General features: G+C 38.2%; 31 protein-coding genes. 24 read left to right on the top strand and 7 right to left on the bottom strand.

All coding sequences use genetic code 11. The annotated features are described in order from the left end of the window. The first annotated feature begins 826 nt into the window (after positions 1-826). The 8 genes from MRT15_RS03455 (at position 827) to MRT15_RS03420 (ending at position 5,235) form a co-directional block, all read left to right on the top strand. A complete protein-coding gene (locus MRT15_RS03455) occupies positions 827-1,201 on the top strand; it encodes a hypothetical protein (RefSeq protein ID WP_304327952.1) in 375 nt (124 codons plus the stop codon). 161 nt (positions 1,202-1,362) lie between these two features. Then, a complete protein-coding gene (locus tag MRT15_RS03450) occupies positions 1,363-1,575 on the top strand; it encodes a hypothetical protein (RefSeq protein ID WP_304327950.1) in 213 nt (70 codons plus the stop codon). A 5-nt stretch (positions 1,576-1,580) separates the two neighbouring features. Further along, a complete protein-coding gene (locus tag MRT15_RS03445) occupies positions 1,581-1,865 on the top strand; it encodes a hypothetical protein (RefSeq protein ID WP_304327949.1) in 285 nt (94 codons plus the stop codon). A gap of 509 nt (positions 1,866-2,374) precedes the next feature. Further along, positions 2,375-2,698 (top strand): HNH endonuclease signature motif containing protein, encoded by a 324-nt coding sequence (locus MRT15_RS03440; RefSeq protein WP_304327947.1) that lies wholly within the window; start codon positions 2,375-2,377, stop codon positions 2,696-2,698. 70 nt (positions 2,699-2,768) lie between these two features. Then, positions 2,769-3,476 (top strand): hypothetical protein, encoded by a 708-nt coding sequence (locus MRT15_RS03435; protein ID WP_304327945.1) that lies wholly within the window; start codon positions 2,769-2,771, stop codon positions 3,474-3,476. Continuing rightward, on the top strand, positions 3,469-4,041 hold the full coding sequence (locus MRT15_RS03430; protein WP_304327943.1) for a nucleotidyl transferase AbiEii/AbiGii toxin family protein: 573 nt from the start codon (positions 3,469-3,471) through the stop codon (positions 4,039-4,041). Before MRT15_RS03435 ends, MRT15_RS03430 begins: the two co-directional genes overlap by 8 nt. Next, on the top strand, positions 4,001-4,234 hold the full coding sequence (locus MRT15_RS03425) for a hypothetical protein (protein WP_304327942.1): 234 nt from the start codon (positions 4,001-4,003) through the stop codon (positions 4,232-4,234). Before MRT15_RS03430 ends, MRT15_RS03425 begins: the two co-directional genes overlap by 41 nt. Positions 4,235-4,323: 89 nt before the next feature. Next, a complete protein-coding gene (locus MRT15_RS03420) occupies positions 4,324-5,235 on the top strand; it encodes an AAA family ATPase (RefSeq protein ID WP_304327940.1) in 912 nt (303 codons plus the stop codon). A gap of 491 nt (positions 5,236-5,726) precedes the next feature. Here the strand turns inward: MRT15_RS03420 and MRT15_RS03415 are convergent, their stop codons facing one another. Beyond that, entirely contained in the window at positions 5,727-6,092 is a 366-nt protein-coding gene (locus MRT15_RS03415; protein ID WP_304327938.1) for a winged helix-turn-helix domain-containing protein, read from the bottom strand. Between the two features lie 69 nt (positions 6,093-6,161). On the opposite strand from MRT15_RS03415, the gene MRT15_RS03410 reads away from it, so the two are divergent. From MRT15_RS03410 to MRT15_RS03360, 11 genes are all read left to right on the top strand, one after another. Next, complete coding sequence (locus tag MRT15_RS03410; protein ID WP_304327936.1) at positions 6,162-6,440, top strand: hypothetical protein; 279 nt, start codon at positions 6,162-6,164, stop codon at positions 6,438-6,440. A 1,102-nt stretch (positions 6,441-7,542) separates the two neighbouring features. Next, complete coding sequence (locus MRT15_RS03405) at positions 7,543-8,322, top strand: hypothetical protein (RefSeq protein WP_304327934.1); 780 nt, start codon at positions 7,543-7,545, stop codon at positions 8,320-8,322. Positions 8,323-8,772: 450 nt separating this feature from the next. Next, entirely contained in the window at positions 8,773-9,129 is a 357-nt protein-coding gene (locus MRT15_RS03400) for a hypothetical protein (RefSeq protein ID WP_304327933.1), read from the top strand. After that, entirely contained in the window at positions 9,126-9,728 is a 603-nt protein-coding gene (locus MRT15_RS03395; RefSeq protein ID WP_304327931.1) for a hypothetical protein, read from the top strand. The genes MRT15_RS03400 and MRT15_RS03395 overlap by 4 nt, the downstream gene beginning before the upstream one ends. A 35-nt stretch (positions 9,729-9,763) precedes the next feature. After that, positions 9,764-10,897: a hypothetical protein gene (locus MRT15_RS03390; protein WP_304327929.1), complete on the top strand. Its 1,134-nt coding sequence runs from the start codon at positions 9,764-9,766 to the stop codon at positions 10,895-10,897. 380 nt (positions 10,898-11,277) lie between these two features. Next, entirely contained in the window at positions 11,278-11,445 is a 168-nt protein-coding gene (locus MRT15_RS03385) for an AbrB/MazE/SpoVT family DNA-binding domain-containing protein (protein WP_304327928.1), read from the top strand. After that, on the top strand, positions 11,429-12,685 hold the full coding sequence (locus MRT15_RS03380; RefSeq protein ID WP_304327926.1) for a DNA methyltransferase: 1,257 nt from the start codon (positions 11,429-11,431) through the stop codon (positions 12,683-12,685). Before MRT15_RS03385 ends, MRT15_RS03380 begins: the two co-directional genes overlap by 17 nt. A 10-nt stretch (positions 12,686-12,695) precedes the next feature. Then, positions 12,696-13,409, top strand: a complete 714-nt coding sequence (locus tag MRT15_RS03375) for a type II restriction endonuclease (protein WP_304327924.1) — start codon at positions 12,696-12,698, stop codon at positions 13,407-13,409. Between the two features lie 605 nt (positions 13,410-14,014). Then, positions 14,015-15,430, top strand: coding sequence for an AAA family ATPase (locus tag MRT15_RS03370; protein ID WP_304327922.1), 1,416 nt, complete (start codon positions 14,015-14,017; stop codon positions 15,428-15,430). Beyond that, complete coding sequence (locus MRT15_RS03365; protein ID WP_304327920.1) at positions 15,405-15,710, top strand: hypothetical protein; 306 nt, start codon at positions 15,405-15,407, stop codon at positions 15,708-15,710. Before MRT15_RS03370 ends, MRT15_RS03365 begins: the two co-directional genes overlap by 26 nt. Positions 15,711-16,141: 431 nt before the next feature. Further along, a complete protein-coding gene (locus MRT15_RS03360) occupies positions 16,142-16,837 on the top strand; it encodes a class I SAM-dependent methyltransferase (protein ID WP_304327918.1) in 696 nt (231 codons plus the stop codon). A 419-nt stretch (positions 16,838-17,256) separates the two neighbouring features. Here MRT15_RS03360 and MRT15_RS03355 read toward each other — a convergent pair whose 3' ends face one another. Both MRT15_RS03355 and MRT15_RS03350 read right to left on the bottom strand, forming a co-directional pair. Further along, positions 17,257-17,673, bottom strand: a complete 417-nt coding sequence (locus MRT15_RS03355) for a hypothetical protein (protein WP_304327916.1) — start codon at positions 17,671-17,673, stop codon at positions 17,257-17,259. 71 nt (positions 17,674-17,744) lie between these two features. Further along, positions 17,745-18,767 carry an AAA family ATPase gene (locus tag MRT15_RS03350; RefSeq protein WP_304327914.1) on the bottom strand — a complete coding sequence of 341 codons (1,023 nt, stop codon included), beginning with the start codon at positions 18,765-18,767 and terminating at the stop codon, positions 17,745-17,747. 329 nt (positions 18,768-19,096) lie between these two features. Between MRT15_RS03350 and MRT15_RS03345 the strand changes: the two genes are divergently transcribed. The 4 genes from MRT15_RS03345 to MRT15_RS03330 all read left to right on the top strand — a co-directional run bounded on the left by MRT15_RS03345 (position 19,097) and on the right by MRT15_RS03330 (position 21,538). After that, complete coding sequence (locus MRT15_RS03345; protein ID WP_304327911.1) at positions 19,097-19,795, top strand: lactate utilization protein; 699 nt, start codon at positions 19,097-19,099, stop codon at positions 19,793-19,795. A 227-nt stretch (positions 19,796-20,022) separates the two neighbouring features. After that, on the top strand, positions 20,023-20,196 hold the full coding sequence (locus MRT15_RS03340; RefSeq protein ID WP_304327909.1) for a hypothetical protein: 174 nt from the start codon (positions 20,023-20,025) through the stop codon (positions 20,194-20,196). Between the two features lie 663 nt (positions 20,197-20,859). Beyond that, entirely contained in the window at positions 20,860-21,153 is a 294-nt protein-coding gene (locus MRT15_RS03335; RefSeq protein WP_304327907.1) for a hypothetical protein, read from the top strand. Positions 21,154-21,163: 10 nt separating this feature from the next. Beyond that, a complete protein-coding gene (locus tag MRT15_RS03330; protein ID WP_304327905.1) occupies positions 21,164-21,538 on the top strand; it encodes a hypothetical protein in 375 nt (124 codons plus the stop codon). A 47-nt stretch (positions 21,539-21,585) separates the two neighbouring features. On the opposite strand, the gene MRT15_RS03325 is transcribed toward MRT15_RS03330, so the two are convergent. The 4 genes from MRT15_RS03325 to MRT15_RS03310 are packed head-to-tail and all read right to left on the bottom strand — an operon-like array spanning position 21,586 to position 24,094. After that, a complete protein-coding gene (locus tag MRT15_RS03325) occupies positions 21,586-21,810 on the bottom strand; it encodes a hypothetical protein (RefSeq protein WP_304327903.1) in 225 nt (74 codons plus the stop codon). A gap of 18 nt (positions 21,811-21,828) precedes the next feature. After that, on the bottom strand, positions 21,829-23,004 hold the full coding sequence (locus MRT15_RS03320; protein WP_304327901.1) for a hypothetical protein: 1,176 nt from the start codon (positions 23,002-23,004) through the stop codon (positions 21,829-21,831). A 36-nt stretch (positions 23,005-23,040) separates the two neighbouring features. Next, positions 23,041-23,538 carry a hypothetical protein gene (locus tag MRT15_RS03315; protein ID WP_304327899.1) on the bottom strand — a complete coding sequence of 166 codons (498 nt, stop codon included), beginning with the start codon at positions 23,536-23,538 and terminating at the stop codon, positions 23,041-23,043. Beyond that, positions 23,516-24,094, bottom strand: coding sequence for a hypothetical protein (locus MRT15_RS03310; protein ID WP_304327897.1), 579 nt, complete (start codon positions 24,092-24,094; stop codon positions 23,516-23,518). Before MRT15_RS03310 ends, MRT15_RS03315 begins: the two co-directional genes overlap by 23 nt. A gap of 1,320 nt (positions 24,095-25,414) precedes the next feature. Between MRT15_RS03310 and MRT15_RS03305 the strand changes: the two genes are divergently transcribed. After that, positions 25,415-25,663, top strand: a complete 249-nt coding sequence (locus MRT15_RS03305) for a DUF433 domain-containing protein (RefSeq protein WP_304327895.1) — start codon at positions 25,415-25,417, stop codon at positions 25,661-25,663. The last annotated feature ends 113 nt before the right edge of the window (positions 25,664-25,776 follow it).

Genomic DNA, 25,776 nt, shown 5'->3' with positions numbered 1-25,776 from the left:
ATATTGACAACGTATTTTTCAAGGAGTTTTGAATAAGACATTTTCTGCACCACCTGATAATTAAAGCTTCAGCTATTTAAGGATTAAGGGCTGCAGCTCATTGTAAGCTACATACTGTTAGACGTAGTTTATGTCGTCATGAGTCGCGTTTATGGCTGTAGCAACATCCGTCAAGGATGTGTTCTGCATAGTCATTTCACTTTCAGAACCGTAAAGCCATGCGTTATAAGTGTTCATTTATTTGGTTTTTACTGTTCTTTAGGGTTTCAGGGCATTTTTGATTTTATAGGCAAAACCCCACATACATGATGCTCCTTACCTGAATTTTAGAAATAAAGCCTAATAAAAAGTTTCTCAAAATATCCTCTGAAGAACCCACGACAAGGTGGTGAGCCACTAAGCCCAGATGGTGGAATGCAAAATAGAAGGAGTGGTAGAATGAGGGGAAGAAACCTCAAAAAGTATATTGATAGGTTACTGGTAGCATTATCACTACTACTAGCACATTTAAGTGATTATGCTTGATAGTATATTCAAGCTATAAGAGTGATTGAAGCTATAAATAATGGTCTTTTGAGGATGCATTTTGGTTTAGAGATAAGAAGGTGGATGTAAAGACACTAACGCAATAGCCGCTATTGCGATATCAATGTTAGTGTTGAGAAAAATTCAATCATAGCTTTTCCACGTCCTCTTCCATACCAGCATAAGGGTTGTTACTATGAGGTAGGCATTAGACTTTTTCACCTTTCCGATCATCCCCTGTTAAGGTAATACAACAATAAACCTTAAATTATATCTACGCAAAATTTACGGTGTGATGGGGGTGAAGCTAGTTTATGAGGAAAAACATCATAAACCTTGGCTTCTCTTCATTCCGAGCTACTTCAAAGTATATGAGGATAGAATCGAAGCTTACTTTTGGCCCTACAAGCATGTAACTCCAATTTCTGAAATAGAAGAAATTAAAATTGTTGAAAGAATACCTTGGTATGTTGGATGGGGATTAAGAATCGATCCATTTAAGAAGAAAATATATTTTGCAATACATCATGGAAGAAGCGTTGAGATAAAGAGAAGGAATGGATATTGGAAATCAATAATCCTCTCAGTTAAAAATCCTGAAGAATTTGCTTCAATAATTAAGAAATATCAAAATAATCAAGGTAAAATGAGGCAACAAGACTTCTTTAAGGAATAGTGAGGACACAATGCCGAAAGCTCTTTTGATAGTTCTTTCCTCCCCACCATAAAGAGAAGGAAACTATGAACTCAAGCATTGTCCAAAAGATGTGCAAAGCCATCCTTAATCTTGAATATTCTGTCTAAAACATCAGAACCTCTTTATGGTACCTTTTAACTATGGCTGAAGCGTCGAAAGTTGAAAGAAAATACCCAGATCCTTGCCCAGCTATCCAGATCCTTGATGCGGATGAATTCATTCTAGCATTACGTAAGGATTTGGAGAGCCTCAGCAACTACGTCCTGATAGTATCACTCTTCCTCAACAGGAGTGCTGTCGAGAAGTTCTGCAACCTTAAGGAGACCGGTGAAGCATTGAGGAGGGGAGAATAGTTGTTGTGACGAGGCCGCCCAATCAGAAGGAGGTTGAGGATCCGGGAGAGCATAAAGAATGCATTGAGGCTCTCAGGAGGAAGGGAGTTAAGGTTGTTGAGAAGCCAAGGTTCCACTTCAAGGCAGTCATAATCGACGACTCAATAATCTACGTCGGATCAATAAATCCGCTACAGGTAATTACTGTAAAATATATACCGGCGGACTACATGCTGAGGTTTGTAAGCGAAGCCCTCGTAGATGAAATCGTTGAAAAATTCATACCGGAATACCGGGAATGGCTTAAATAAGGAGTAAGGATCAAAATATTTTAATAACAGTTTTGTGGCTTAATACTCGATAATCGTACTCTTCATATTAAATCGGTATGAATTAAGGAATAATATTGAATTTCCTCCGTTTCTATTATACGTGTAAATTTACGAGATTCGAAATTAAGCCACAAAGCTTTAATAACATCTTTTATCGCTCCAGATAGAAGAGATAAACCGCTTAAATCCATGCAATGGGTTTATCTGGAGAAGTATTATACTGTATTTGAAAACATAAGAGTTTTCTCTAAGCTCATTAGGGGGATAATGGAAAAATTGAGCTTAACAAGATCGCTTAGGAGCTCGCTAAATTTTTATGAGTTAGAAATACTGTTATTGGGATCGCGTTGACCAGTATACTTCGAACTAAAAAATGTTCAAAGTGCGGTAAATCATATAATGAATATGTATTTGAGAAACATCATGATAGAACCTATTTTTGGGGTGAAAGTATTCATGTTTTAGAAATTTGTTCGAACTGTCATTCAGTGGAAACTGAGGCGCAAAGACAGAGGATTAGGTTAATGAGGGGGATAGCATCTCCTATTAGGCTGGGAGACAAATGTCAAATATGTGGTTGGGGAGGAAGGGAGGTCTGGGTAGGTGACAAGCTACCGGGAGTTTGGTCCTTTGAGCAAACAGTAATACATCACATAATCCCCATATCTGAAGGGGGAGCTGCTGAAAGTTGGAATGAACTTATTCTCTGTCCAAACTGCCATAAAATAATCCATCGGGACCCAATAGTTAAGAGAGGTGTTAAACTCTTAGCGGAAACACATAGAAAACGCAGAGACCTCCAACTCTCTTAGGATTCTAATCTTGTAGAGTAGCATAGAAGCTTTTAAATTAGTGTGCCAAATTTATATTAAAGGTGACTTCATGTATTTAGATGAATTCAAAGCTAGATTAGTGAAAGAATGGTCTGGAAGCTTGTTTAGCTTAAGCTCTTTACGAAAAATCCATCCTAGGGCTAAGGAGTACTTGCACAGGTTGACTAAGGGTAATGGAATAAGGCGCATAACTTGGGGTTGGTACTGGATACCAACAAGCTACAAGGATGCTTGGGATTTCTTAGCAAAGGATAGAGGCTTTAAAGTGATAATCAAGCAAACAGCCGCAAGCGTATGGAACTATGATTTTATTCATCGAGATGTTTTCCGCTTAGCTGTTAACAATCAATCTTACAAAAGAGCTTTAGAAGCTTTTGCTAAGAGCATGAATTGGGATTTTGAAGTCGAGTATCACAAGAAAATCCCTTATGAGTATGAGAAGGTTGATGGCTTATTCGTCGAAACTTTAGAATCTTGTATAGTCGATTGCTTAGTCGAATGGTCTTTTATAGACGCTTTCGCAACCTTATACTTTAGAAGAGAGGAAGTCGATTTTGATAGGTTGAAAAATTTGGGGAGATGGAAAAGAGTATCTAAAACAAACTTGAGAGTATGGACTTTAATAAAATTTGGGTGCAAGTTGTTCAATGAGTATTTCGGAAAAGAAATTTTCAAGTTCAAGGCTGCTGAGATAAAGGAGGCTGATGTTAGAGAATTGGTAAAAGAAGCTGTGGAGAAGGTAGTTGAATTTGCCTAAAGTCATAGAGTTAATGAAGAGAAGGGAGGAAGAGATTTTAAACAGCCTACTATTTCTTTCAGAGAGAACTAAAGGCTTTACAGAACCTGAGCTAATAATGATTGGTGGTTATGCCTTAAGGGCTTTCATCCCTTTCTCAAGGTTTACAAGAGACTGCGACTTCGTGATGATGAAAAGAAATGGCTGGAACATAGAGAGGATAAAGGGATTCCTTCCTGAAGGCTACTTAGTTGAAGAGGAACAGAAGCGCAACAATTATGGATTCCTGAGATGCATGAAATTTGTTAAGCACAATAGAACAAGAGTAAAAGTTTCCATTGACTTTATGGAGGGAGAGATTAGGGGAAGAGAGGCAAAGGAGGCAATAAAGATTGACGAAACTATGATGGAAAATAGAGCGTTCGTCTCAATCCCCATAGCTGGTAAGCCCATTAAACTACCCGTTCCAAGCTACATTGATTATTTCATAGCAAAGGTTGTTTCGGCTAGAGCATCCGATATAAGAGATATTGCAGCGTTAATTTGTGAAAACGGGGATTCCACAAAATCTGATAGAAAGAGTTAAACAAATACTACCTTATCCAGAGATATTCTCAATAAAACTTAAGGAGAGGATAATCCCTGAGATTAGAAGGAAGACCTTCCTAGATAGCTGGAGAGGAATATTCAGAACGACAAAATACAACGAGAAAGATAGGAGAAAAGTAATAACAGAACTGGAAAAACTGATTAAAAGCAAAAATATTTTTCTTTCTTGAGGATCTCTCATAATTTTTCTTTTTCATGAGGATTTCTGGCAAGGAGGTGTTCCGAAAACTTAGATTTTAAGTAAGTACAAACATAAAACATGGCTACGCTTGATGTTTTTGCAGATAATTACATTCCAGAGGTAATTATCGACAGGGAAAAAGAGCGAGAAACGATTAAGTATTTTCTTCAAGATGTCCTTAAGGGAGTGAATAAGGTTCTCTGCATTTATGGTAAGCCAGGAGTTGGAAAAACTGTTGTAACAAAGCATGTTTTGAATCAGTTTGATGAGCTTGAAAATGCTTGCTCAATTTATCTTTGCGCATCACACTTAACTCCCAATTTAGCATTAAAAGAGATTTACGAAGTTATTTGCGGCGAGGAAAAGAGAAGGCCGCCTTCACCTTTAATGGTTAGAGAAATTGGTAGGAGGCTTCTCAAGAAAAGAAATTACACTATCGCTATAACTCTGGATAACTTCGATAAGATGAATGGGGTTGAAAGCTTTCTTTGGAACATAAACAACATTATGGAGACCTTTCCGAGAATTGGCTTGATTTTAATATCTACAAGCGAAGCTGAAATTAGAGGGTTGGTTGGAAGAAGGCTCTTTTCAAGGTTAAGGCCAGAGTACTGCGAGTTTAAGCCTTACAATGCTGATAGGCTCTATGAAATAGCTGAGCAAAGAATAAAACAAGCTTACGGGAGGCTTGTAATCAGCGAAGAAGCTCTATCTACGCTTTGCGAATTTGTGGCTAATGAATGCGATGGAAACGCTAGGTATTTGTTCAAGCTATTTTTGAACTCAGCCGATATCGCATCAAGAAACCAGGAGAATAAAATAGGGCTAAAAACTATTGAAGAGGTTATCGAGGAAGAAGGGGAATTCATCCTAAAAAGCAAGTTAGATGAAATTAAGAAAAGTGCTCCAAGGATGTATGAGGTTCTAAGGATAATCGCAGAACTTCAGAATAAACAAGAGGTTGTTTACACAGTTATTGTTGGTGGATAAAATCATTCTTTCACAATTCATATAAACCAGTTTGGCTTAGAAACCTGCGCGCGTGAAGCTGAAAACTTACTCGATAGAAAGGAAAAATTTGGAAAGGATGATTTTATTTACAAGGAGAAATGAAGGCGGACTTATGCTAGATTTGAAAATATCGCATTATTAGACCTACACTTAGAGGACATCAGGAAGTCTCGGCAATTAGAAGTAAGGAAAGGATATAAGTGTAAATTAACGTTATTAAATTAACCAAATGAGCCGTATCTAACCCCTAAATTTTTAAGAAAGCAATCAATACTTCAGCTAATTCATCAAAGGTTTTATTTGGTAATCTTTAAGAGTATAGTTAAGTTAATTTGATTAAGTCTTTGTTTCTCCACTTCAGGCGCGCGTAAGAAACAGATAGCTATCGCTGGGCTCCAAAATATCGTTGGGCTATACCATCAATAACTGTTTACGTTAGGCTCACCGGCTCCTTATACATGAGGTGGATTTCATCTGCTCGTTGTGGCTTGGACAGGCTTCTCCATCTTGGCTTTTTCCTGCTCCGCTATCTGTAGAGAAAGCTGTATTTCGCACTCCTTTAACATCTTAACTATAGGGTTTTCTAGGTTAATTTTGTAGAGACTTGCCTTACCTATCCTTCTTGAAACTTTAACTATTCCATACCTCTCAATATCTTCGAAGTATTTATAGAAGGTCTGCTTACTCATTCCCAAGGCATCTATGACTTCCTTTTTCGTGAAGTCGAAAAGCGGGTTATCTAAAAAGAAGTCTATTATCCTCAGCTTAGGCGAATCTCCAAGAGTCCTTAACAAAAGAGATTGATATTTCTTCTTCGTGTAAAGCTCTTCAGGCATGGTTATCTAAAGTTATTTGAATAAACAAGTATTTAAATATTAACTTCCAAAGGTATCATAAGTGAACTTATGTCTAGGCAAGAAATAAGCGATGAAGAAATAAAAGCCGACCTTATGTACCGTCTCCTCAGAAAGCATTGTTGGGGTGCAAAATACTTGCCACTTGACACTCTCATCAACTGGATGAGCAAACAAATAATAAGAGACGGCAGACGAGTTAGGAGATGCGTGGAAGACTTGACCAAGGAAGGATATATCCTGCTCCACAAAAGAGGTAAAGCAATTTCGCTAAATCCAACGAGAAGCAGAGAAATACTAGAGTACATCAAAAGAGTTTTGGAGATTTAGTCCGTTAAAGAATCTGCGATCAAATGAAGATACCGATGACGCCTTACATTACAGTTCAAAGTTATTTTACAACAAGACAATCTAAAGCATTTGAATAGCTTCGTAACATTGTTGAAAAGGATAACCCGACTTACTTTTTTCAGGCGGAGATTTCGGATAGGAAGCAACTTTAGAGATGCTTCAGCCTATCTTGAGCAATATTAAATTTTTATTTTAGAGTTATAGTCTAATAAAGAATGGTTCAGGATACCAGTAAGGCGAGATAATAAAACTCGTTGCTCTTGAAAGCTTCGTTATCAGCTTTGCATCTAAGTTCAAAGAAAATTTAGATGATTAATTTATTTAAATTCAAAAAGTAAATTATTCTTTAACTATAGTGACTCCATGCCTAAAGTTGTTAAGGAGAGAAACCCATTTATCTTAATTATTTATGGTTTATATATTTTCTTTATGCTCTTCAAGAGCTGCTTCAAGCATTCTAAGCTTATAATATGTAGGAGTCATAAATCAATTCTATCATGGTCTTTAAGCCTCCTATTTCCTGATGGAATATTCGTAGAATGCTATTGATTATTGATGGTACTAAGATTAAGATAGACTTTGAGGAGGAGGTTTGTACATTGCTCTTGAGTCCTATTCAAGGAGGGTTGTATGCATGATGACTTTCGATGTTGCTCTAACATACTAACATCTTAATATTATTAAGAGGATTAGAGCTATCTGTGGCTCAACATAATTATACTAACTGATGGTGCTCCATACTATAGGGCTTCATGCAGGATTCTCAACTTAAGGCATGGAGTATACAGCCTTGAAGTTAGAAATTTAATGGAGAGGATAATAAAGTTAAGGATAGAACTAGGCTATTCGATAACTACATGCATTAAGAATGAATGCGATGAGGAACATACAGATTCTAAAATCAATAATGATAATGCTAAACGAATGGATAAATAGAAGGGTTAAAGCAAAGAATTCATAGAAAATACAATACCCATAATAAAGGTGATCAAAAATGCTTAAGTTTACAAAGCGAGAAAACCGCATGCAAACTTAAAAAGTAAGTAAAACCTAACTAGGAAGAGTAGGCGTGAATGCCTTCATGACGTCTGAGGAAGAAAGAGCTATAATGTTAAGAGAGGAGGCTGAAGATGATAAATGGATACGTGAAAAATTCCCACTTGAGAGGTTAATGTGGTATCTTAATGCTGGTGGAAGAAGAAGGTGGGTTGTTGTTGAAAAACCAGACGAAGTCCTTAGAAATGAAAAATCACCAGATTACGTATTACAGGAGGAAAGAACAAACGCAATGTTAACTGTAGAGATTACGTGCATCCCTTTTAATCTCGACCAAATAAGAAGCGAAAGATTACATGCAAAATTCTACATTAATGCAATTGTAAACGGTAAAGAAATAGAAGCATTGTTAAGAGAATATCCTTCTGAGCTTAAAAAGTTAAGGAATAAGGCAAGTATGGCTGACCTTGAGTTTTTCGCATCGAAAATAGAGGAAGCGTATCAGGAAGCTTGTGAAAAGTTTAAGAATTATAAGAAAGGTGAATCTGTTCTCCTTTTTGTTATCGATACAATAATAGATGAACAAGTAGAATTTCTTATCGTAAACCCGGATATAAATGAGTATGATAAAATAGTAGAAGAATGTATACACAGCATGCTGATAAAATATCCGGAATTACGCGGCATTGAACCTGAGTATTTGGATGAAGTTCTATTTTCACCATATTTTGACTATGAATCTGAAATATTTAATGCAATAGTTTGTGCCACTAACATAAATAGGGGTAAATTTAAGTTTAAATCCGACATAAATAGAGTGTACGTGTATGAAGCACCCACCCGAACTATTAGACGTTTAATCTAATTAATTAGCTTATGTTTAACATAATCTTATTTAGGGAAATGTAAAGACATTCTTCACAAAGTTGCCTTACTTTTTCATTCTCAATACGTTTTACGTTACCCTCTCTTGCAGGAATAGCCGCGGTTCGGGGGTCTACCTATCTCTATTCGATGGCAAAGAACTCCTCTTTTCCATCGGGAAGTTGAATAACATGATATCCATTAAATCCAGGTTCACAAATTAGATTTCTTGGCTAGTGGTAAAGTAGGTTACGAGTGCGTGATTTGCCGATAATTCCGATAGACTTTTTAGGCAGTTAGCCTAAATTTAAATAGGTCCTGTATGACTTATGGTATAACTCTGAAAAGTAGGGATGTGCAGCATGGAGCAAGATCTCATGAGTTAGAAGGTGAGTTTAGAAGGGTGACATATAGTAGGGGTAAATATAGAACGAATTGGAGGTAGAAATAGATGTCACGTTACGTTGCATCGATAAGCTCAAAATGGGAAGATTTCACAGATAAACACAGAATAATCAGAGAAGAAATCGAGGCGAAAATAAAAAGATTTTTGGTAGGAGAAAAACAAAATCCAATAGCGATAAGAGGTCCTATAGGCCAAGGAAAAACCCAACTTTTATATCATGTCTTCACGTTTGTATGGGAAAACGGAGGTATAGCATTTTATGCAACTTTAGATCAGTTGTTACCTGATGCTGAGACTACAGCAAGTAATTTTGCTGAGAAAATCGATTCGCAGATTAGTGAGTGTGTTAAAGAGCTAGATTCAGGGGAGATAGATCAAATACCTTTTTTACTGAGGAAATGAAGATTTTCGTAAAGAACTTAAGTAAGCATGGTTTAAGGCATGATAGAGTGGTTTTCCTTATAGATGAAATGGAAAGAAGTTATGAGAAGCTTTTGAGTAAGGTAAGGACAGATGATAGGAGTCCATTTGGTTATTGGCTTGAGCATACACCCCATTTTCCGATAGCTTCATTTGCTCCCCTATCTCATTACGAGGCTCTCTATGGTCATGCTGAAAGGCGAAGATGGGATTCCATCACATTACCCCCTATAACTGCCACTACCCTCAGAGAAAAAGAGGGAGATCTGGGCAATTTTATATGGTGGGTTTCAAGAGGCAGACTTGGAATTTCCTATAAAGCTGCAGACAGCGTAAGAAGGAAAAAGTTTGTTGAATACAAAGATTTTAAAGATCTGGTTGACGAACTTGGTCCAATAGCTGAAGTACCTGCTATGGATCTAGATGTCACTGCTAAGCTCCTAAAAGCATGTAACTTTATTGTTAACATTTTCCCACAGGAACCGACTACTTTACCCTTCATAATCGAGGGAGAAATTTTAGATAAGGAGAAATTCCTGACTTTCTCGAATTTGCGTTTGGAGGTGAGGGGGGAGGGATAAGGGGTGGAGGTCCGAAAATAATTCTATTTAAGGATTTGGAGAATGATAGCTATGTTGGCTTTCTTGAAAATATATGTTTGAGGATTTACCGTGAAAGGGAGGGTGGTGAGCCTAAAGCTGTGAAGATAAGGAGGATGGATGATATGAATAAGAGGATGGTGGAGGAGCTTCTAAAAGCTGGTGGCAGAATCTTTACCATTGATCTTGATAAGGAGGAAAAGATGCCTGACGAAACTCATTTATGGGAGAGGCTGGAGGAAACATATGCTGAGAAGTTGGGTTTCATAATATTTACTGTGAGGGGAGGTGAAAAATTTGAGCGTCTTAGAGAATTGATGCAAAGAATTAATAAGAAAGCTCAAGGAAGTCTGAACATAATAGAGTTGGAGGCTAGGAGATTGCCGAAAGAATTGATAGAGCTATCCTCCGGAATGATTGGTTTAGAGAAGCTATCTGGAGGAGTGGATAAGATATCAACAATTAGAGTGGAGGTAGATAGGGAGCCAACAATTACAACCTTCGACTACATATTTAATAAAGCCCTATTTAATGAGAGAAGCCTATTCAATGAAGCTCTTGAAGACGTTAAGAGGGAGGAGAAGGGACTATTTAAGGAATCAACAAATCCCGCTGAGGAGGAATCACCCCTCCACTTTAACATTAAGGTATTTCTAGTAAGGTATCTAGTACATGAGTTGAGGAGGAAAGGTGAAAAACTCTCCACACGTGAGGAAATATTGAAGAGAATAAAAACGGAGAAGGAGCTAGCTACGAAGGTAGTTCCGGACGTTATGGTTGGAGATGAGGTATATGAGGTTGAAACATTGTTTGGCCCCCATGCTGGAGGAGAACCTGACTTAAAGATAAATAGAACAGTTGATAAATATGATGGGACATCTATAGCTAAGGTAAACATAGTTATGGATAATTTCGGATTTCTACTACATATGAAGGATCTATTTAGGAAGAAGGAGTGTTTTAAGGGTAAAAGATTTAATGTGGAGTTTTATACTCTGGATCTTCAGAATAAGAAGTTGATATCACTATCAGATTTTGCAGAAAAATTTAAACAATGCCTAAGCTCCATCAACAAGAAATCTAATTCCTCCCACGTTATTCTTCAAAACAGTAGATATGAGGATTTGAAGAAAATAGAAAAACAGCTTTAGAACAGTAGGAGTTGGAACCTACCATTTATGGCTTAATTCCGAATCTCGTGAATCTGCTCATATAAAAGAGACTTGAAACTTTAGCATTATTTTAATTCTTGGGAAGAGAACTAGTTCATGCTATGGTTTTTGTTTCTCTTCTTCCATTTTAAGCTTGATATGGACTACTTTGATAGGTAAATATTAAATGTTCTCAGGGATGAGGAGCCTAGATTTTAGCAGCTTTAAGAGATGTCGGCTTTCCCATAATACTTTGAGGATGTGTTTAGCCAGCTTGGAAAGGCTTATTATTAGAGAAAATAAGCCTATTAAAAGGTGTGAAAGACGTTAGATTTATATTTGTATTCAACTATTTTCCTGGTGGAAGCCTGGCGGTTTAAATGAAAAGATTGGCCTCAACAAAGCTTATGAAAAAGCTTGTAGTTACTGTACCGAAGGTTGTAAGGGAAATGCTGGATCTTAAACCCGGCGATTATGTAGACTGGTCTATTGAGGATAGCAAGATAATTGTAACGAAGGGTGGAGGGAAAATTGAAGAAAACGGATGAATTCATGATTCTTAACGAGGAGGACTGGAGCTTTGCCGGTGAAGACACAAAATATCTCACACACGGATTCCATCCATATCCGGCTAGAATGATTCCCCAGATAGCTAATAGGCTTATTACCCGCTACTCTAAGCCCGGAGACTTAGTTTTAGATCCGTTCTGCGGCTCAGGTGGAGTATTGGTTGAGGCTAGGCTTCTGGGCAGGAACTCCGTCGGCATAGATATAAATCCTCTAGCCATAATAATAGCGAGGGCTAAGACAACTCCAATAAATCCGAAACTTATCTTAAGCTCTTGGAGGGAACTTAAGGAAAAGATCGGGGAAGATATTCGAAGCCTCAGATTTAGGGAGTTTGATGTTGAGCCATTAAGGATTCCAAATATTAGCTACTGGTTTAAGCCTCAGGTAGCGAAGGAACTAACAATAATAAGGCATTTCTTAGATGGGGTTGAAGACTCCGACCTTTACCACTTTTTCGCCACATGCTTTAGTGTAACTGTAAGGGAGGTTTCAAACCTTAGGACTGATGAGTTCAAAATTTATAGGTTGCCACCGGAGAAGTTGGAGAAGCATAATCCAAACGTCTTCCAAATATTTGTCGAAAATGTTGAGGAGAGAATTCGGAGAATGGCTGAATTCTACGGTTTAGCTCCTAAAGACGTTGCCTGCGATGTCTTGCTTGGAGATTCGAGGAAGCTTCCCTTAAAAAATGGATCCGTCGATCTCGTAGTTACATCTCCACCCTACGGCGATAGCAGGACTACGGTAGCCTACGGTCAATTCTCAAAGTTCTCATCTCTATGGCTCGGCTTAGATGAAAATATAGTTACTAACGTTGATAAGATTTCGCTTGGGGGAGGCTTAAGGAAATTCAAGAACCTACCCTCAGAAACCCTCCATACGACGATAGAGGAGATTAGCAGGAGGAGTAAGGAGCGTGCGAGGGAAACCCTATGGTACTTCACAGATCTATTCGAGTGTTTAGAGCAGCTTCACGGAGCGCTTAGGAGAGGCGGTTACTGCTGCTTCGTGGTTGGAAACAGAACTGTTAGAAGAGTTCAGGTGCCGACAGATAAAATAATTGTGGAGCTTGGAGAGAATTTAGGGTTCAAACATATAACTACAATTTATAGAAGGATTCCAAGTAAGCGAATGCCGTGGGAGAATGCTCCGGAAAACATTCCAGGTGAAAGATGTAAGACAATATCTGGGGAAAGCATAGTTATATTAGCCTGCTAATATTCAATTTATGGCAAAAAGGTTTAGGGGTCCTTGGCTTAACGAAATTCCCAAAGCAAGCGAAATATTTGAGGAGGCGAGGAGGAGACTTAATGTCGATAGGCTGTTTAAGGAGGGTGTTTCTCCATCAGCTATTGTAGAGGGACTGGAGGGAGAATGTCATAAGATCTTTCTCGAGCATGAAGAGAAAGTACGGGAAAGATGGCTTCCAAAGATCAGATCTAGGGAAGTCGGCGTTGATGAAAGAGCTTTCGAGACCTCACTTGCGAATTCCGCAAGGGCGAGAGCCGGATCAACTGCGGAGATGATTATTAGGTATATGCTTAGGAGAATGAGGATACCATTCGACTATAGGAAGTTTGTAGATGGTGAGCAGCCCGACATAATTATTCCAAGTGCAGAGGTGTTGAGGAGGAGCCCTAGTGAAGCAGTTATACTATCCGTTAAGCGTGAAGTTAGGGAAAGGTGGAGGGTTAGCGTTGGTGAGGCATACATATTAAGGGAGGTTTACGGGATAAAGGATAACTACTGGTTCATCTCGATAGGGCATGATATCGACAAATACATCTGTACTATTATGACTAAGCTTAAAATTCGAGTCTATATTTTAAACAGCCTCTACGAGCAGTTTAAGAGCATTGAGGGAGTAAGGCCATTATCAAAGCTTTTTGAAGATCTCACACAGTATATAGCTGAGAAATTAAAGTGTAAGGAAGAGTACTAAGTCCTCCACTTAAGAGTTACAAGCTTAGCATTCACATCTTTCAATGCATTTCCCCACTCATTTCCTCTTAACCCCACCCTAATCACATAGCTTCCCCTCCTACCTGTAGGATCTACCTGATATCTGAACCTGCCCTTACAGCTTGGACATTCATAAAAGTAGACATCCTACAATACATACTTCCAAGTTTTTAGAGGATTAAGATCACCTTCAAAGCCACAATACGGACATTTAACCATTAGCCATCCCCTCACTAGAATCTCGCGCGCGTCTATATATAAGTTTACATAGTGGTATAGGACGTGGCAACTTAGGAAATCAGATACAATATGTTAAGTTGCCAGGTCCGTGGTATGTAATACATAACTGTAAGGAGGATTAATGCTCAAAAATATTTAAAATTCAGTTTTGTGGCTTAATACTCGATAATCGTACTCTTCATATTAAATCGGTATGAATTAAGGAATAATATTGAATTTCCTCCGTTTCTATTATACGTGTAAATTTACGAGATTCGAAATTAAGCCACAAAGCTAAAATTCCTACTAGTCGTAGTATTTATAAGTATAGGGGAGCTTATTTATCTTAAGCTGAGGCTGAGTTACATGAAATTGAGGGTAGAGAATTTTGGGCCGATAAGTTATGCTGATGTTGAAATAAAACCCTTAACGGTCCTTATAGGGAAAAACAATGCTGGAAAATCCATGCTGGCTCAGCTCATATTTACCTTAATGACTTTGACGGAGGGTTATATTCCAAGACGTTTTCTAACATCTATGCTTCAACACATACGTACAACAGAAGACTTTATTGCTCCTTATTTGAGGCAAGTGGATGACCTCCGGAAAAAGATAAAAGAAGCTAGGGAAATAACACATCTTTCATGTGTGAAAATGGTGGTGGATATGATAATTGAGTATTTAACTCAGTATTTAAATAAGACCTTAGGGGATTTCTTGGAAAGATATTTCGCCATGGAGCTTAAAAGCCTAGTAAATCTTTACTCTGATTATACTAGGGTAGAATGTGCCTATTCTAAATATTCAATAGCGGAATTCACAATAACTAAAGATGGCAATCTAAGCGCTAAATTCGATATTAAAATGATGGATGAATTGATTGATAATATACTTAAAGATGAAGAGACCAATAAACTTATAAATAGGGTTATTCGTTCTAGAGGGGGAAGAGATTTTACAAGTACTATTGCAGCAATAGAGAAAATTGCAGAATTCATATTTCCTAAAAGACCATTATTATCAACTTTATACATACCTGCCGGCAGGGCTGGATTATTGGAGGGCTATGAGGCTGTATCCTCCGCATTAATAGCTCTTGCATCCACAGCTCCTTTAAAAGGTATATCAGTGCCTCCAATACCCGGTATGGCTTACGAGTTCTACTCTCTTTTATTACAATTAACAGGGAGGAAGGGGCCTTTTGAAAAGATGTCGGATTTATTTAAAGAAGTGATTGAAGGTGAGATAGTGTTTGAAGAATTGAAGCTACCTAAGAGTAAGATGGTTTATAGGTTTAAATTTAAGGATAAAGAATCCTCCGTAGATTTAATACATGCGGCTTCTATGGTTAAAGAACTATCTCCAATATACTTAGTCTTAAGGGAGCTTGTTGATAAAGGGTATCTTCTTATAATAGAGGAGCCGGAATCCCATCTTCATCCAGCAGCTCAAGTTAAGCTTATGGAGATTTTTGCGCAACTTGTAAATGAGGGGCTTGAGATATTGATTACTACTCATAGCGATATACTTCTACGAAAGCTAGCGCATCTAGTAATGGAGGGGTTAACTGGAGGTAGAGCTAATGCTAATCTTAAGCCTGAAGATGTAGCTGTATACTTGTTAAAACCTGATGAAAAAGGATACGTTACTCGGGAAGTGAATATCCTCGAGGAAATGCCTACTTTCGATGAAGTTATCGAGCAACTCTATGAGGAGGAGAGGAATTTATGCTATCTATCACTTCAAAGGGAAATGAATGAAGCTTCCCCCCGCAATTTCTAGGTGTTTATGCAATATAGGTGAGTGTAGAGAGAGGGGTAAGGTATGTTGGGAAGCAGATGGAGGCCAATACTTCCACATACGAGTTGATGGATGTGTAGAATGCTTTACTGGTTTAAAAAGAGCTGATTGTGTAATACTTCATCCTATTCATGATGGTAAAATCTGCGCATTCATTGTAGAGGTGAAAACAAGATACTATGATTTAGATGAGGTGAGGGAAAAAATAGAGAATACCTTAAATGTGCTGGATAATATTTTAAAAATGGATAATATCCATTAAAAAATTTTAAAAATGGATATTTTAAAAATGGATAATATTCCATTTATTCCTATCCCTATACTATATGCTGAATCACATAGAAAATGGAGGAGATATGCTTTACAAAAGAGGGTGAAGTATAAAGGAAAGACGTTTCCCGTAGCATTTCTAAAATATTGTGAAAGTATTCAAAAAGCTATAAGATGGTAGATTCTACAAAGATTTCTCCTAACTTCAAACCGCTTTTGCTCCTTTCAACCTTAGCTTAAAGCCTTATGCTGCACAGAAGCGAACATGCATGTATTAACACATATTTATAGTGAAATAATTATGCATATTAAGATGCTAGGAGGTATGGATCGTACGTAACTGCTAGGGTAGCTTAGAAGACTTCAGAGGCTGGAGTATGGGATAAACATTTATCTGGTAATGTTATTTAAGTTTAGGTTGATATGCTGGAGCGTATCCATAAGTTTTTGGAAGAGTATGCTCCTGAAGGTATACCCTTTCCAGGGACAAGGTCCTATACCTTATTTGCTAAAAGCAGATTCATGAGGGATTTTTATAGGCAAGTAGCTAGCGAGGTTGCTGTCGAATTCCGTCAAGGAAAAATCCTAGATGTGGGTACGGGTCCCGGATACTTACCAATAGAAATAGCTAGGTTGGCTCCGGGTGTTGAGGTTATAGGAATCGATATATCTAGCGATATGGTGAAGATTGCTAGAAGAAATGCTGAAAAGGCAAATCTTTCGAGCAGAGTTAAATTTATGGTTGAAGATGCGAACAAGATGTCTTTTGAAGATTCTTCATTCGACTTAATTGTAAGTACAGGTTCACTTCATCATTGGAAGAAGCCTTTACACGTAATAAACGAGATCTATAGGGTTTTGAAAGATGGAGGGCAGGCATGGATATACGATCTGCGCAGGGATGTTTCAGAAAACGTTATCGTTAAGAAGTTGGGAGAGTATAAGTATGGAAAGATGATAAGCTTAATTCTCTACAATGCCGTAAAGGCTCACTCTTCGATAACGCTTCATGAGGTTTTAAACATGTTGGAAGATGAGGAGAATAGGTTTAAACAGTATCGTATCGAAGAAAACAGGCACTCCTATCCTGTTCTAAAGATAAGGCTATTAAAGAGTTGAGTGAAATTAGTGTTTGCAGCTTAATTCTTTTCAAACGTCTTTCCTCAAGTTTAATAATCTTATTCCTGCTTATAGATTTACTACATTGATACGAATATTCACTTTAACCAAGAATGAAGAGATTGAAGAAACGGTGAATATAAGTGGTGAATATAAGTCCCTTGCTCACGGGATATGTTTGTTCAATAGGTAGTACTGAATCCATAAGTCTGAACTGTGAAAGCAGCTTCACTTAAAACTTTAGACCATTACCTTGAGTCTTCCATGCAGTATTCCAGACCTTCTTAGTACGGTCTCAGTCCTTAAGCCGATTTATGATTTTTCTGAGCTATAAAGTGAGTGCTGTTAAAAAATTCCTGAAATTAGGATCGTTTGGCTTAACTATTTTTATTTTCTGGCTTTCATTAGGGTATTTCTTCCTAAGTTTGGTTTAAGTTTTCGAAAAAGTGACTGTTTGCTGCTACAAGAAATGCTTCTTGATGTGCTGAAGCAAGCGCAACTCTAAGAACTTCTTTATCCTCCTCTTCTGTTAAACCAACATCGTTAACATCATAGAGTTGAACACGAGTACTTTCCAAAACATGGAGCTTAACACCTATTTCTGATGAACGGGTTTTACACAGAAACCCTCTTAATTTGCTAGAGAACATCTTAAGTCTTGGTAAAACCCTAAGAAGACTTGCTTGGAAGGGGGGAAGGGGATGGTGTTGTTCTAATAATGGTTTAGCCTTTGTGTAGTAAACTTTGATGAGGTATGGCGAAAAATAGATTATTACATGATTAGTTAGATTAGGGTTGGAAAGCATGTTTCCCAGCCATCGTATTGCTTCCTTCATTTCTTCCGGCTTTTCACCGCAAGGTATTAGTGAACTACAATCTAATACTAAAGCAAACAAGTTGAGTTACCTCAGAAGAGATGGGTGATCAGTTCTTCTGTGTCCGGTAAACTTTCTAACGTTCCATCTTCATATACTTTAATTTCAGAGGTTTTAGTCCATGGATCACGTTTGAAATAGTATACCTTAACCTCCTCTGGGGTTAAGTGTTTTTTCGCTATAAGCTTCCCTACCGTAATTGGAGGAATATCGGAGTGGGTAGTCATTATTAATGTAAGCTTTCTATCAAGCACCGTTTTTACCATGTTTTCAGTAAACTCTTCTATCCTTAAGGGATTCTTATGAATTTCCGGCTCCTCCATCACAACTAAGCTATTCTCAGGAGCCTTTCGCATCACAGAATCGGATATGGCAAAATCGAGAAGTCCATCCGGAGATAGCTCTGCGGGAAGCTGTAGTTTGGTGTAGGGATCTTGAGTATAGAGTTCAAATAAGAAGGAGAAGAGTGTATAGATTACTATATAGGAGCCAGCATCCCCCATTTCTCCCTTTATGGGTTCAAGCCGTTGTCCTGTTAGAGCCCTCACATAATCTGAGACAAACATACCAAATGGGGGAAATATGGGAAGGGTTTTAAATAATTCAAAAAAGCTTCCGGCAAAGCTTCCAATAAAAGCAGCCTCTGGCTTATTCTTTAATTCACCTATTATTTTCGGTAGTAGCATCAAGATCTGAATGTAGCCAACCCTTTTTGAAGGAAGTAGAAATTCATCAGTCCATGGAGGGGTCAAAAGATTGGTTACTTCAAGTTTTTGCTCCTTAAGTTCTACAGAAAACTCCGAACCATCTATTCTAATGGATATGGGAAGCTGGGGTATGTTATCTACCAATCTAGCTACTTTATCGAATTCACATCCATATAGTTGCCTCAGCAAAGATCGAGGATCGCTGTCTTTAGATTTAGAGGCGAAATAGATAGCATAGGCAAGGCTTGATTTACCGGTTGAGTTTGGACCTATAAATATATTTATCCTCGATAGCTCCAACTCTAGGTCTTCAATACAGCGCCAATTTACCACCTTTAACCTTACCATCTATCAAACCTCACAATAGTTAAATTCGAACACTATTTAAATACTTAACCGAGGTTTAATTATCTTTCCCCTTCTCTTCACGAATGGGCTGTATGCTGGATCTTTTCTAGGTGGTCTATGTGCTCCTAATTTAATTATTAAGGCAAGCTCAGCAACACGCTTACTAGACTTGATGATGCTTTAACAGTAAATACCGCTACTCACCTAACAGTCCTAGAGGCTTTGAGCAGCAAACTCGCTAGAGGAAGACTGAGAACATCTAAAGGGAAAGGACACAAATCTTATTAAAGAGCGAAAGATTATATCTTCATCTATAAGAGGTTCTTACCATGATGGGGGAGGCTGATCTCGCTAAGGAGGCTGAACGATTTCGTGAAGTACGTGTTAATACGACTATAAGGAATCTTCAAAGGAGGGGAATAAATGCGCTGTATGCCCCAAATCGGGGGGAGGCTCTCTCCATCGTTTTAAGCATGATTCCGGCAGGTGTAACTGTTGCTCGTGCAGATTCAGTTACTCTATTCCAGATAGGGATTATTCCGGAGCTTATTAGGCGTAATCAGAATAAAATTATAGATCCATTTCCTGAAGCCTGGATCCCCGATGTAGAGCAGAGGCGGAAACTGCAGCGGGAGGCTTTATTAGCTGATGTATTCTTAACGGGTACGAACGCTATCACAATGGATGGGAAACTGGTTAACATCGATGGTGCAGGGAATAGGGTTTCCGGAATTATTTTCGGTCCGAAGAAGGTGATAGTTGTTGCAGGAGTAAACAAGATAGTTAAAGATGTGGATGAGGCTTTAAAACGAATACGTAATGTCTGCGCACCACAGAATGCTATAAGACACTATCTCAAACATAACATGAAAGAATTCATCGATCTACCCTGCGTTAAAACAGGCTACTGTACTGACTGCAACCATGAATGGAGAATATGCCGCTACGTTGTAATTGTTGAAGGTGTCTCACCTAGAGAAAGAGGACGTATAAACGTAGTAATAGTTGGTGAGGAGCTCGGCATATAATGCTTGCAATACTGCATTGCACGTAATAAGCCACGCAGTAGAATATGCTATTTATGGGTATGGAGAGGGGAAGAGTAGGCTCTAGCATTCAACATGCGTGAAGATCGATTAGGCTGAAAGATGTTTGGTTAGCAGCGGAAGCATTCACCGATCACATTGAGATAGCTGTAGTATTTCAATAACTTTCTACTTTTTCTTTGTATGTTATGGTCGATCTGGTGAGGGAATTGCGGATTCAACATAAAGCAGATACTGACATGGAAAATAAGAATGCTTGTAAGTCGAGAGAAAGGCTTGAGAATAGGGTATTGGAAGTGTATCAACTTAGGCTTGCTAAAGGAGGAAGAGTTGATGTTAAGGATTTAATCGTAAATGCTATGCTAATGGAGATGGAAAAGTAAAAGCATGCGTTCAATCCAATCCGGGCATTCAATCACATTTGATGATGTTTGCCCTCATCCCCATCGGGATAGCGTACACCAGGGATTTTATGTTTATATTTAAACGATTTCGATTTTTAGCAGTGCTTGTTCTGATCATAAGAGTAGCTTTGGCAAATAGAATAATTGTATTTGCTTCCCTTACATTCTTAGCAACAGCTTCAGCAGTCTTCCACGAAAGATAGCCTTTAAAGGTAAAATAACAGCCTCATCTAGTTTAATATTATAAGAATCAAAACCTTTAGAGCTTCCATGTGGCATTTAAAACTTTTATGATGGATTAAGCTATTAGCTAAACATAGAGTAGCATAATTATACTTAAGTTGTCGCACGCGTAAAGCATTACTTAAATTTAATTCAATATGCTACCTTATGTTTCCGACTCCACAATACAATAAATATTATTGTACCGAATATGAGAGTTATTAGGGTAATGCAGTAAAATAAGTATTGTAAGGGATACGCATTTCTTAAAGAAACTACTTCTATCCATAGTCGTGGATCAACAACATAAATAAATAGGAGCAATACGCGCGCGAGTAAGCTGTTGCTGAAGCTGAACTCAGATATGGGGGGAAGACTGTTAGGCTTAAGTGCCTTGTTGATACTGGTGCTGGCAAAAGCGTGATCTCTAGGAGGAGGGCTGAGGAGGTTGGGAGCTTTATACCTTTAAGTGAGCCCTACGAGTTAAGAACGGCGGATAAAGGAGGTAAACTAAGGATTTCTGGACAATGCTTGGTTGAGGTTGTGTTTCAGGAAGTCAGGGTTCCTGGTAGAGTTCTATTTGAGGTTGCGGAGAACTTAAGGGAGGACTTAGACTTGATCGTAGGAAGACCGGAGATAGATTCTTGGGACATTATCTTTACCTCAGAGGGCCCAAGGCCGAGGAAGGTTCCAATAGAGTTTGAGATAGTCTGAGGTGAAAAGAATGGTTAAGGTTGAGGAGAGGATTCGGGTGCATAAGGATGGCGGGGTTTTAGAGGCTCTAGCCCTATTCGATACGGGATCGAGGAGGAGCTATTTCAGCAGGGAATTCGCTGAGAGGATTGGGTATGAGCCTTATATAGAGCCTAAAGAAGTTCCATTGGCTGTGAGGGGTAAGTACGGCAAGCTTGTAGGAGATACAACTGTCTACATAGAGGTTGAAGGATATATCCTGCCGGAGAGGGAAATAATTGGAGTTATCGAAGACTTGAAGATGGATGCAATAATAGGGTTGAATATAATGGAAAGCTATGGAATCTACATTGAGAATGACGAGATAAAATTCAAGCACATACCACCAACCTCAATGATAATCTAAAATTGAGCCAGGGGTTAAAGCCTTCCTGGTCTTTTGTTTTTAAAGAGCTATTTCCTATGTTGCGGTTGTCTTTGTTGCAGATCTGTTGATGTGGACAGTGTTGACACCCCCCATTCAGGCCATCTCGGCGATTCCTCATCTTTAATGAGCTCTATGACTTCCCTATAATGAAGGGTTTCAATTCCTCTGGGTTCACGTAGAGCAGGCTTCAATTTATTATTTCTAGGCGAACTCTTTCCCCTAATGAGAACCTCATCTAACAATGCTTTCATACCAATACATAAATTAAACTAAAACCACTCGCTTATTCTTTCTTCTTGCCTGAAGAGGGTTTTTCCAAGCTCTCCATCTCTATATTCTTTTATCATTTGCTTTTTGGTGATGTATTCTTCTACGTTTCCTTCTTTAAGAAAGGTCTCTGCTTGAACTGAAAATTCCTGATCTATAAGTTTTAAGTTGAAGAATATGTTGTATTCAAAATCTAAGAGGCGCTCACGCATTTCGACATTATAGTTTGTCGCATCTAACTTTAAGTAATAATAAGTTGAAGAGTCGAAAACCCTTGCCTTATGTTTTCTCAAATCTTCACCCTTTATTTCTCCTATTTCTTCCGCAAACGGCTTTGGGGGTTCTTTGTTAACTCCAACTAGGTTTGAGCCGACTAGAGGTGCTAGAACATCTGATGCCGGTGTCCTTTCGCTTCTGATGTTGGAAATTATCTCCCTTTTTATGTTGGTGGTGAAAACTACTAGATCGTTCAGTCTCTCTGCTTGCTCGAACTCCATAATGAATGATCTGATTTTCGATACCTTCACAGGCGTGATCGCAGCACCCTCGAAATCTATCCAGACAGAGTAGTACTCACTTCTTATGTACTCCTTTGCTATTTTCCTGACTTCATCAATTCCAAACCTCAGCGAAAGTGGGACGAAGATCGGCTTCCTGTTTCTGTAATCCAGCATTCTATATGCTTCGTGAACGAACTTTATGTAGTCCTTCATTCCAGTCACCCTTTTCCTTTTGCCGGATTCCTCTTCATACATTTCTATTTTTATGTTTGGAATAAGCAGAAGCGGATCGGAAAAGCTGTGTAAATAACTGAAATACCCGGAGAAGACTTCCAGATTTTTAGATTTTTCTAAGGGATTAAAGTTAAACGTGTGCGGAAATATGTGTGGATAGGATTTCATGAAGATCCTAAACTTAAAGAACCTGTTGACCTCTTTATCCGGTGCAAGAAGTAATCTCTTAAGATCTCTTTCAGTTACCAGTCTCGAACGCTCAAAAATGATTTTTTGGAAGTCTTTCCTCACCTCTTCAAGCAACCCAGTTCTTCTCTCAACTATTCTGGCGTCAACTGTCCTGACAGGTCTTTCAATCTCCAAATTCCCGATTTTAAATTTTTTTATGTTAAACAGAGATCTTTTATCTGGAATGTTTTCCTTCACTTCGAGGTTTTTCACCATATTATCCCTCCCTCACCCTCTTTATTGCATCCTCAACTATTTCTTTTTTACCCTAAATTTAGAGTTTTTTATCGATTCTAAAATGTTGATTGTTTCCTCCTTTGAAAAGATCCTGTATCTACAGCATTCTTCCACAAATCCAACAGTTCCCGTTACTCTACATTCAACCTCAGGAAAAATTCGCTTTAAAAACTTCCTCGCCTGATCATCATCTATTATGGCTAGGAAGTTGTTTCCGAGGATGTATAGGATGCAGGAAATCGCGACCACCTCATGTTCTCCCCTTTCTATTTCTTCTACTGAGAAGAGGGGCCTCAGGATTTCGCCGTAATTGATGTATTTAAAAACTCTAACCCTCCTCTTGACTTTTCCCTGCACGAGTTGATATCTGGAGGATTTTTTGATCTCTTCCAGTACCCTCCCACCCGTTACAAAATCAAAGCTTTCATGGTTTAGGATTTTTGCCAGGTAGTGGGGGCTTCTGATGTCGTCTAGAAAGCATAGATAAAAGCTACTGTTTGGAACTATCATCATAGCTTGCAAGCTCTTCAAACCTCTTAAGCTCTTCAAACCTCTTCTCCGTTATCAATCCCTTTTTAAGCAGGCTTTCCGCTAAAGACGCTCTTTTAGATAGGAGTTTTTCGAAAAATATTGATTTCTCCCTGTATTCTGGATATGAAGTGTATATGAGGAAAAGTAGCTCATCCTTTGACAGCCTATCGTAGAGTTCCCTTATTGTCCTCATTACTGCAAGAAGTTCTCTGAACCGAGTGTTTCCATGGTTTTCCTGAACGATTTTTTCATAAATTCTCCTCCCCTCCTCAGTAAGGAAGCATCGTCCACTTCTATCAATTGAAAAAGCACCTACATGGTAAGATGGATTCTCTATCAATTCGCTTACGTCGGATGAAAACGGCCCTTTGTAGTGTCTTTCAAATTTTAAAAACTTGGAGGCTTTTGGATATGCCTTAGACAGGATGAACAGTTCTTTCTGGAGATGTTCGCGTGAGGGGATTGGCCTGTCTACAACGCCGAGAAGCAGAATCAGATATCTCTCGATTACCTCAAGCTCATCCAACTCTTTTTGCATATTCTTACATTTTTAAGACTTTAAGATATTTAAAAGTTGTGGCGGCTCTACCACATCCAGGTAGGTGATGTATATGCTTCCAGGATTTTCCTCAAAAATCAGATCCACCAAGGTTGATATTAAACGTTCACTTTAATTCTGTAAACTATAGGTATATCTTCCCTAATGGGAACCCCATCCAACAGTACTTTTCATACCAATATATAAATCTTAACTACATTATGGCTTGACGTGGTAACTTAAGCTTACCTCTAGGTGGTTGTAAAATAGTATGAGTGGTTTACTATTAGGTTCCAGCATGTTGTTGATCTTCTAAATCTTTCATACTATACTAGTAGTAGGCGGTCAGCAATGCTTAAGTTTACAGAGCTGGTGATGTTTACATGTTTGAAATCTCTATTGGTTATTGTTGTAGCTTGTAGACTTCAATCGTAAATTTATAGGGTTGCTTAACTAGTAATACTGACTATTCTGTAATCTTGATGAACCTTAAACCAGGATGATAATTCTCGATTTAATTGTTTAACATTGTTTATGTGAGAACTCGCTTTAGTCTGATTCATTACTTGATTGTTTACTATTTTTCCACCACCTATATGTAAATTTAAGTAACCATATGCATGATATAGCTACGTAGAGAGTAAATACTTCACTCATCCATGATTCATATCCTCCTACAGTTAAAATTGTAAGTTGGAAAAATGTATATGAGCAGATAGTGAATGAAAATATCATGATAAGTATCCTCTCGATACTTATAGGTTTAGTTTCTAAGTAGAAAGATATAGAGGCAAAAAGGAAAATAGGGGAAAGATTAATCATATATAATATCCATGACCAAACAATCTTCCCCATATCTCCTCTATAAATGAATAAGAAAATAAGAAAACTGTAAAACATAAAAAAGATAATGCCTCCTATAGATGCTTTTCTACGATTAAATTTACCCACAGTCCTAATAATAAACAAACCCATATATTAAGCTTAGGGAAACCAATACAGAATCACGATAATGATTTATCCAGCCGTTCAGTCTCCTACTCTAAAACGTCTACATTTACCTATCTCCTTAGGCATTAAGGAAATAATAATGATCCCTATGGAAGCTTTTCTTAGGGACGTATAGAGAGAATAGATGAAAAATAACAATTTCAGAAAGTTCACGAAACGGAAGTCATTAACAAATCATTATGCATGCATCCTCAAAGCTTCAGTAGATCGACTATAACATATATTTAAGGAAACTTGGGCTAACATCAGTCTTCCCTTAGAAGGAAAAGTTTTTAAGCTATGGTTGTTTGTTAGATTGATGTGGTTTTTATGAGGTTTGAGGTTAGTAAATACATAGTTGTCGATGACGAGATCTGTCATGGAAAACCAACTTTTAGGGGTACAAGGATCCTGGTTAGCGATGTAATTGAGCTCCTCGCTACCGGTATTTCCATTGAGGAAATCATCAGAGACTACTATCCTAGCTTAAACGAGGACATGATTAAGGATGCGTTGGGCTGGACCGCTAAAATCATAAGGGGAGAGCATCACGTCAAATATACTGAAGTTTCTGCTTGACGAAAACGTTCCGAAACGTGTCAAAGATTTTCTGGAATCTAAGGGTTACACGGCTGAATATTCGTTGAAGGGCATGAAAAATAGGGATTTAGCCTCATTAGCCCTCAGCAGGG

Source organism: Candidatus Culexarchaeum yellowstonense (assembly GCF_024707025.1).
Lineage (GTDB): Archaea > Thermoproteota > Methanomethylicia > Culexarchaeales > Culexarchaeaceae > Culexarchaeum.
This window is presented reverse-complemented; position numbering and strand designations above follow the sequence as displayed.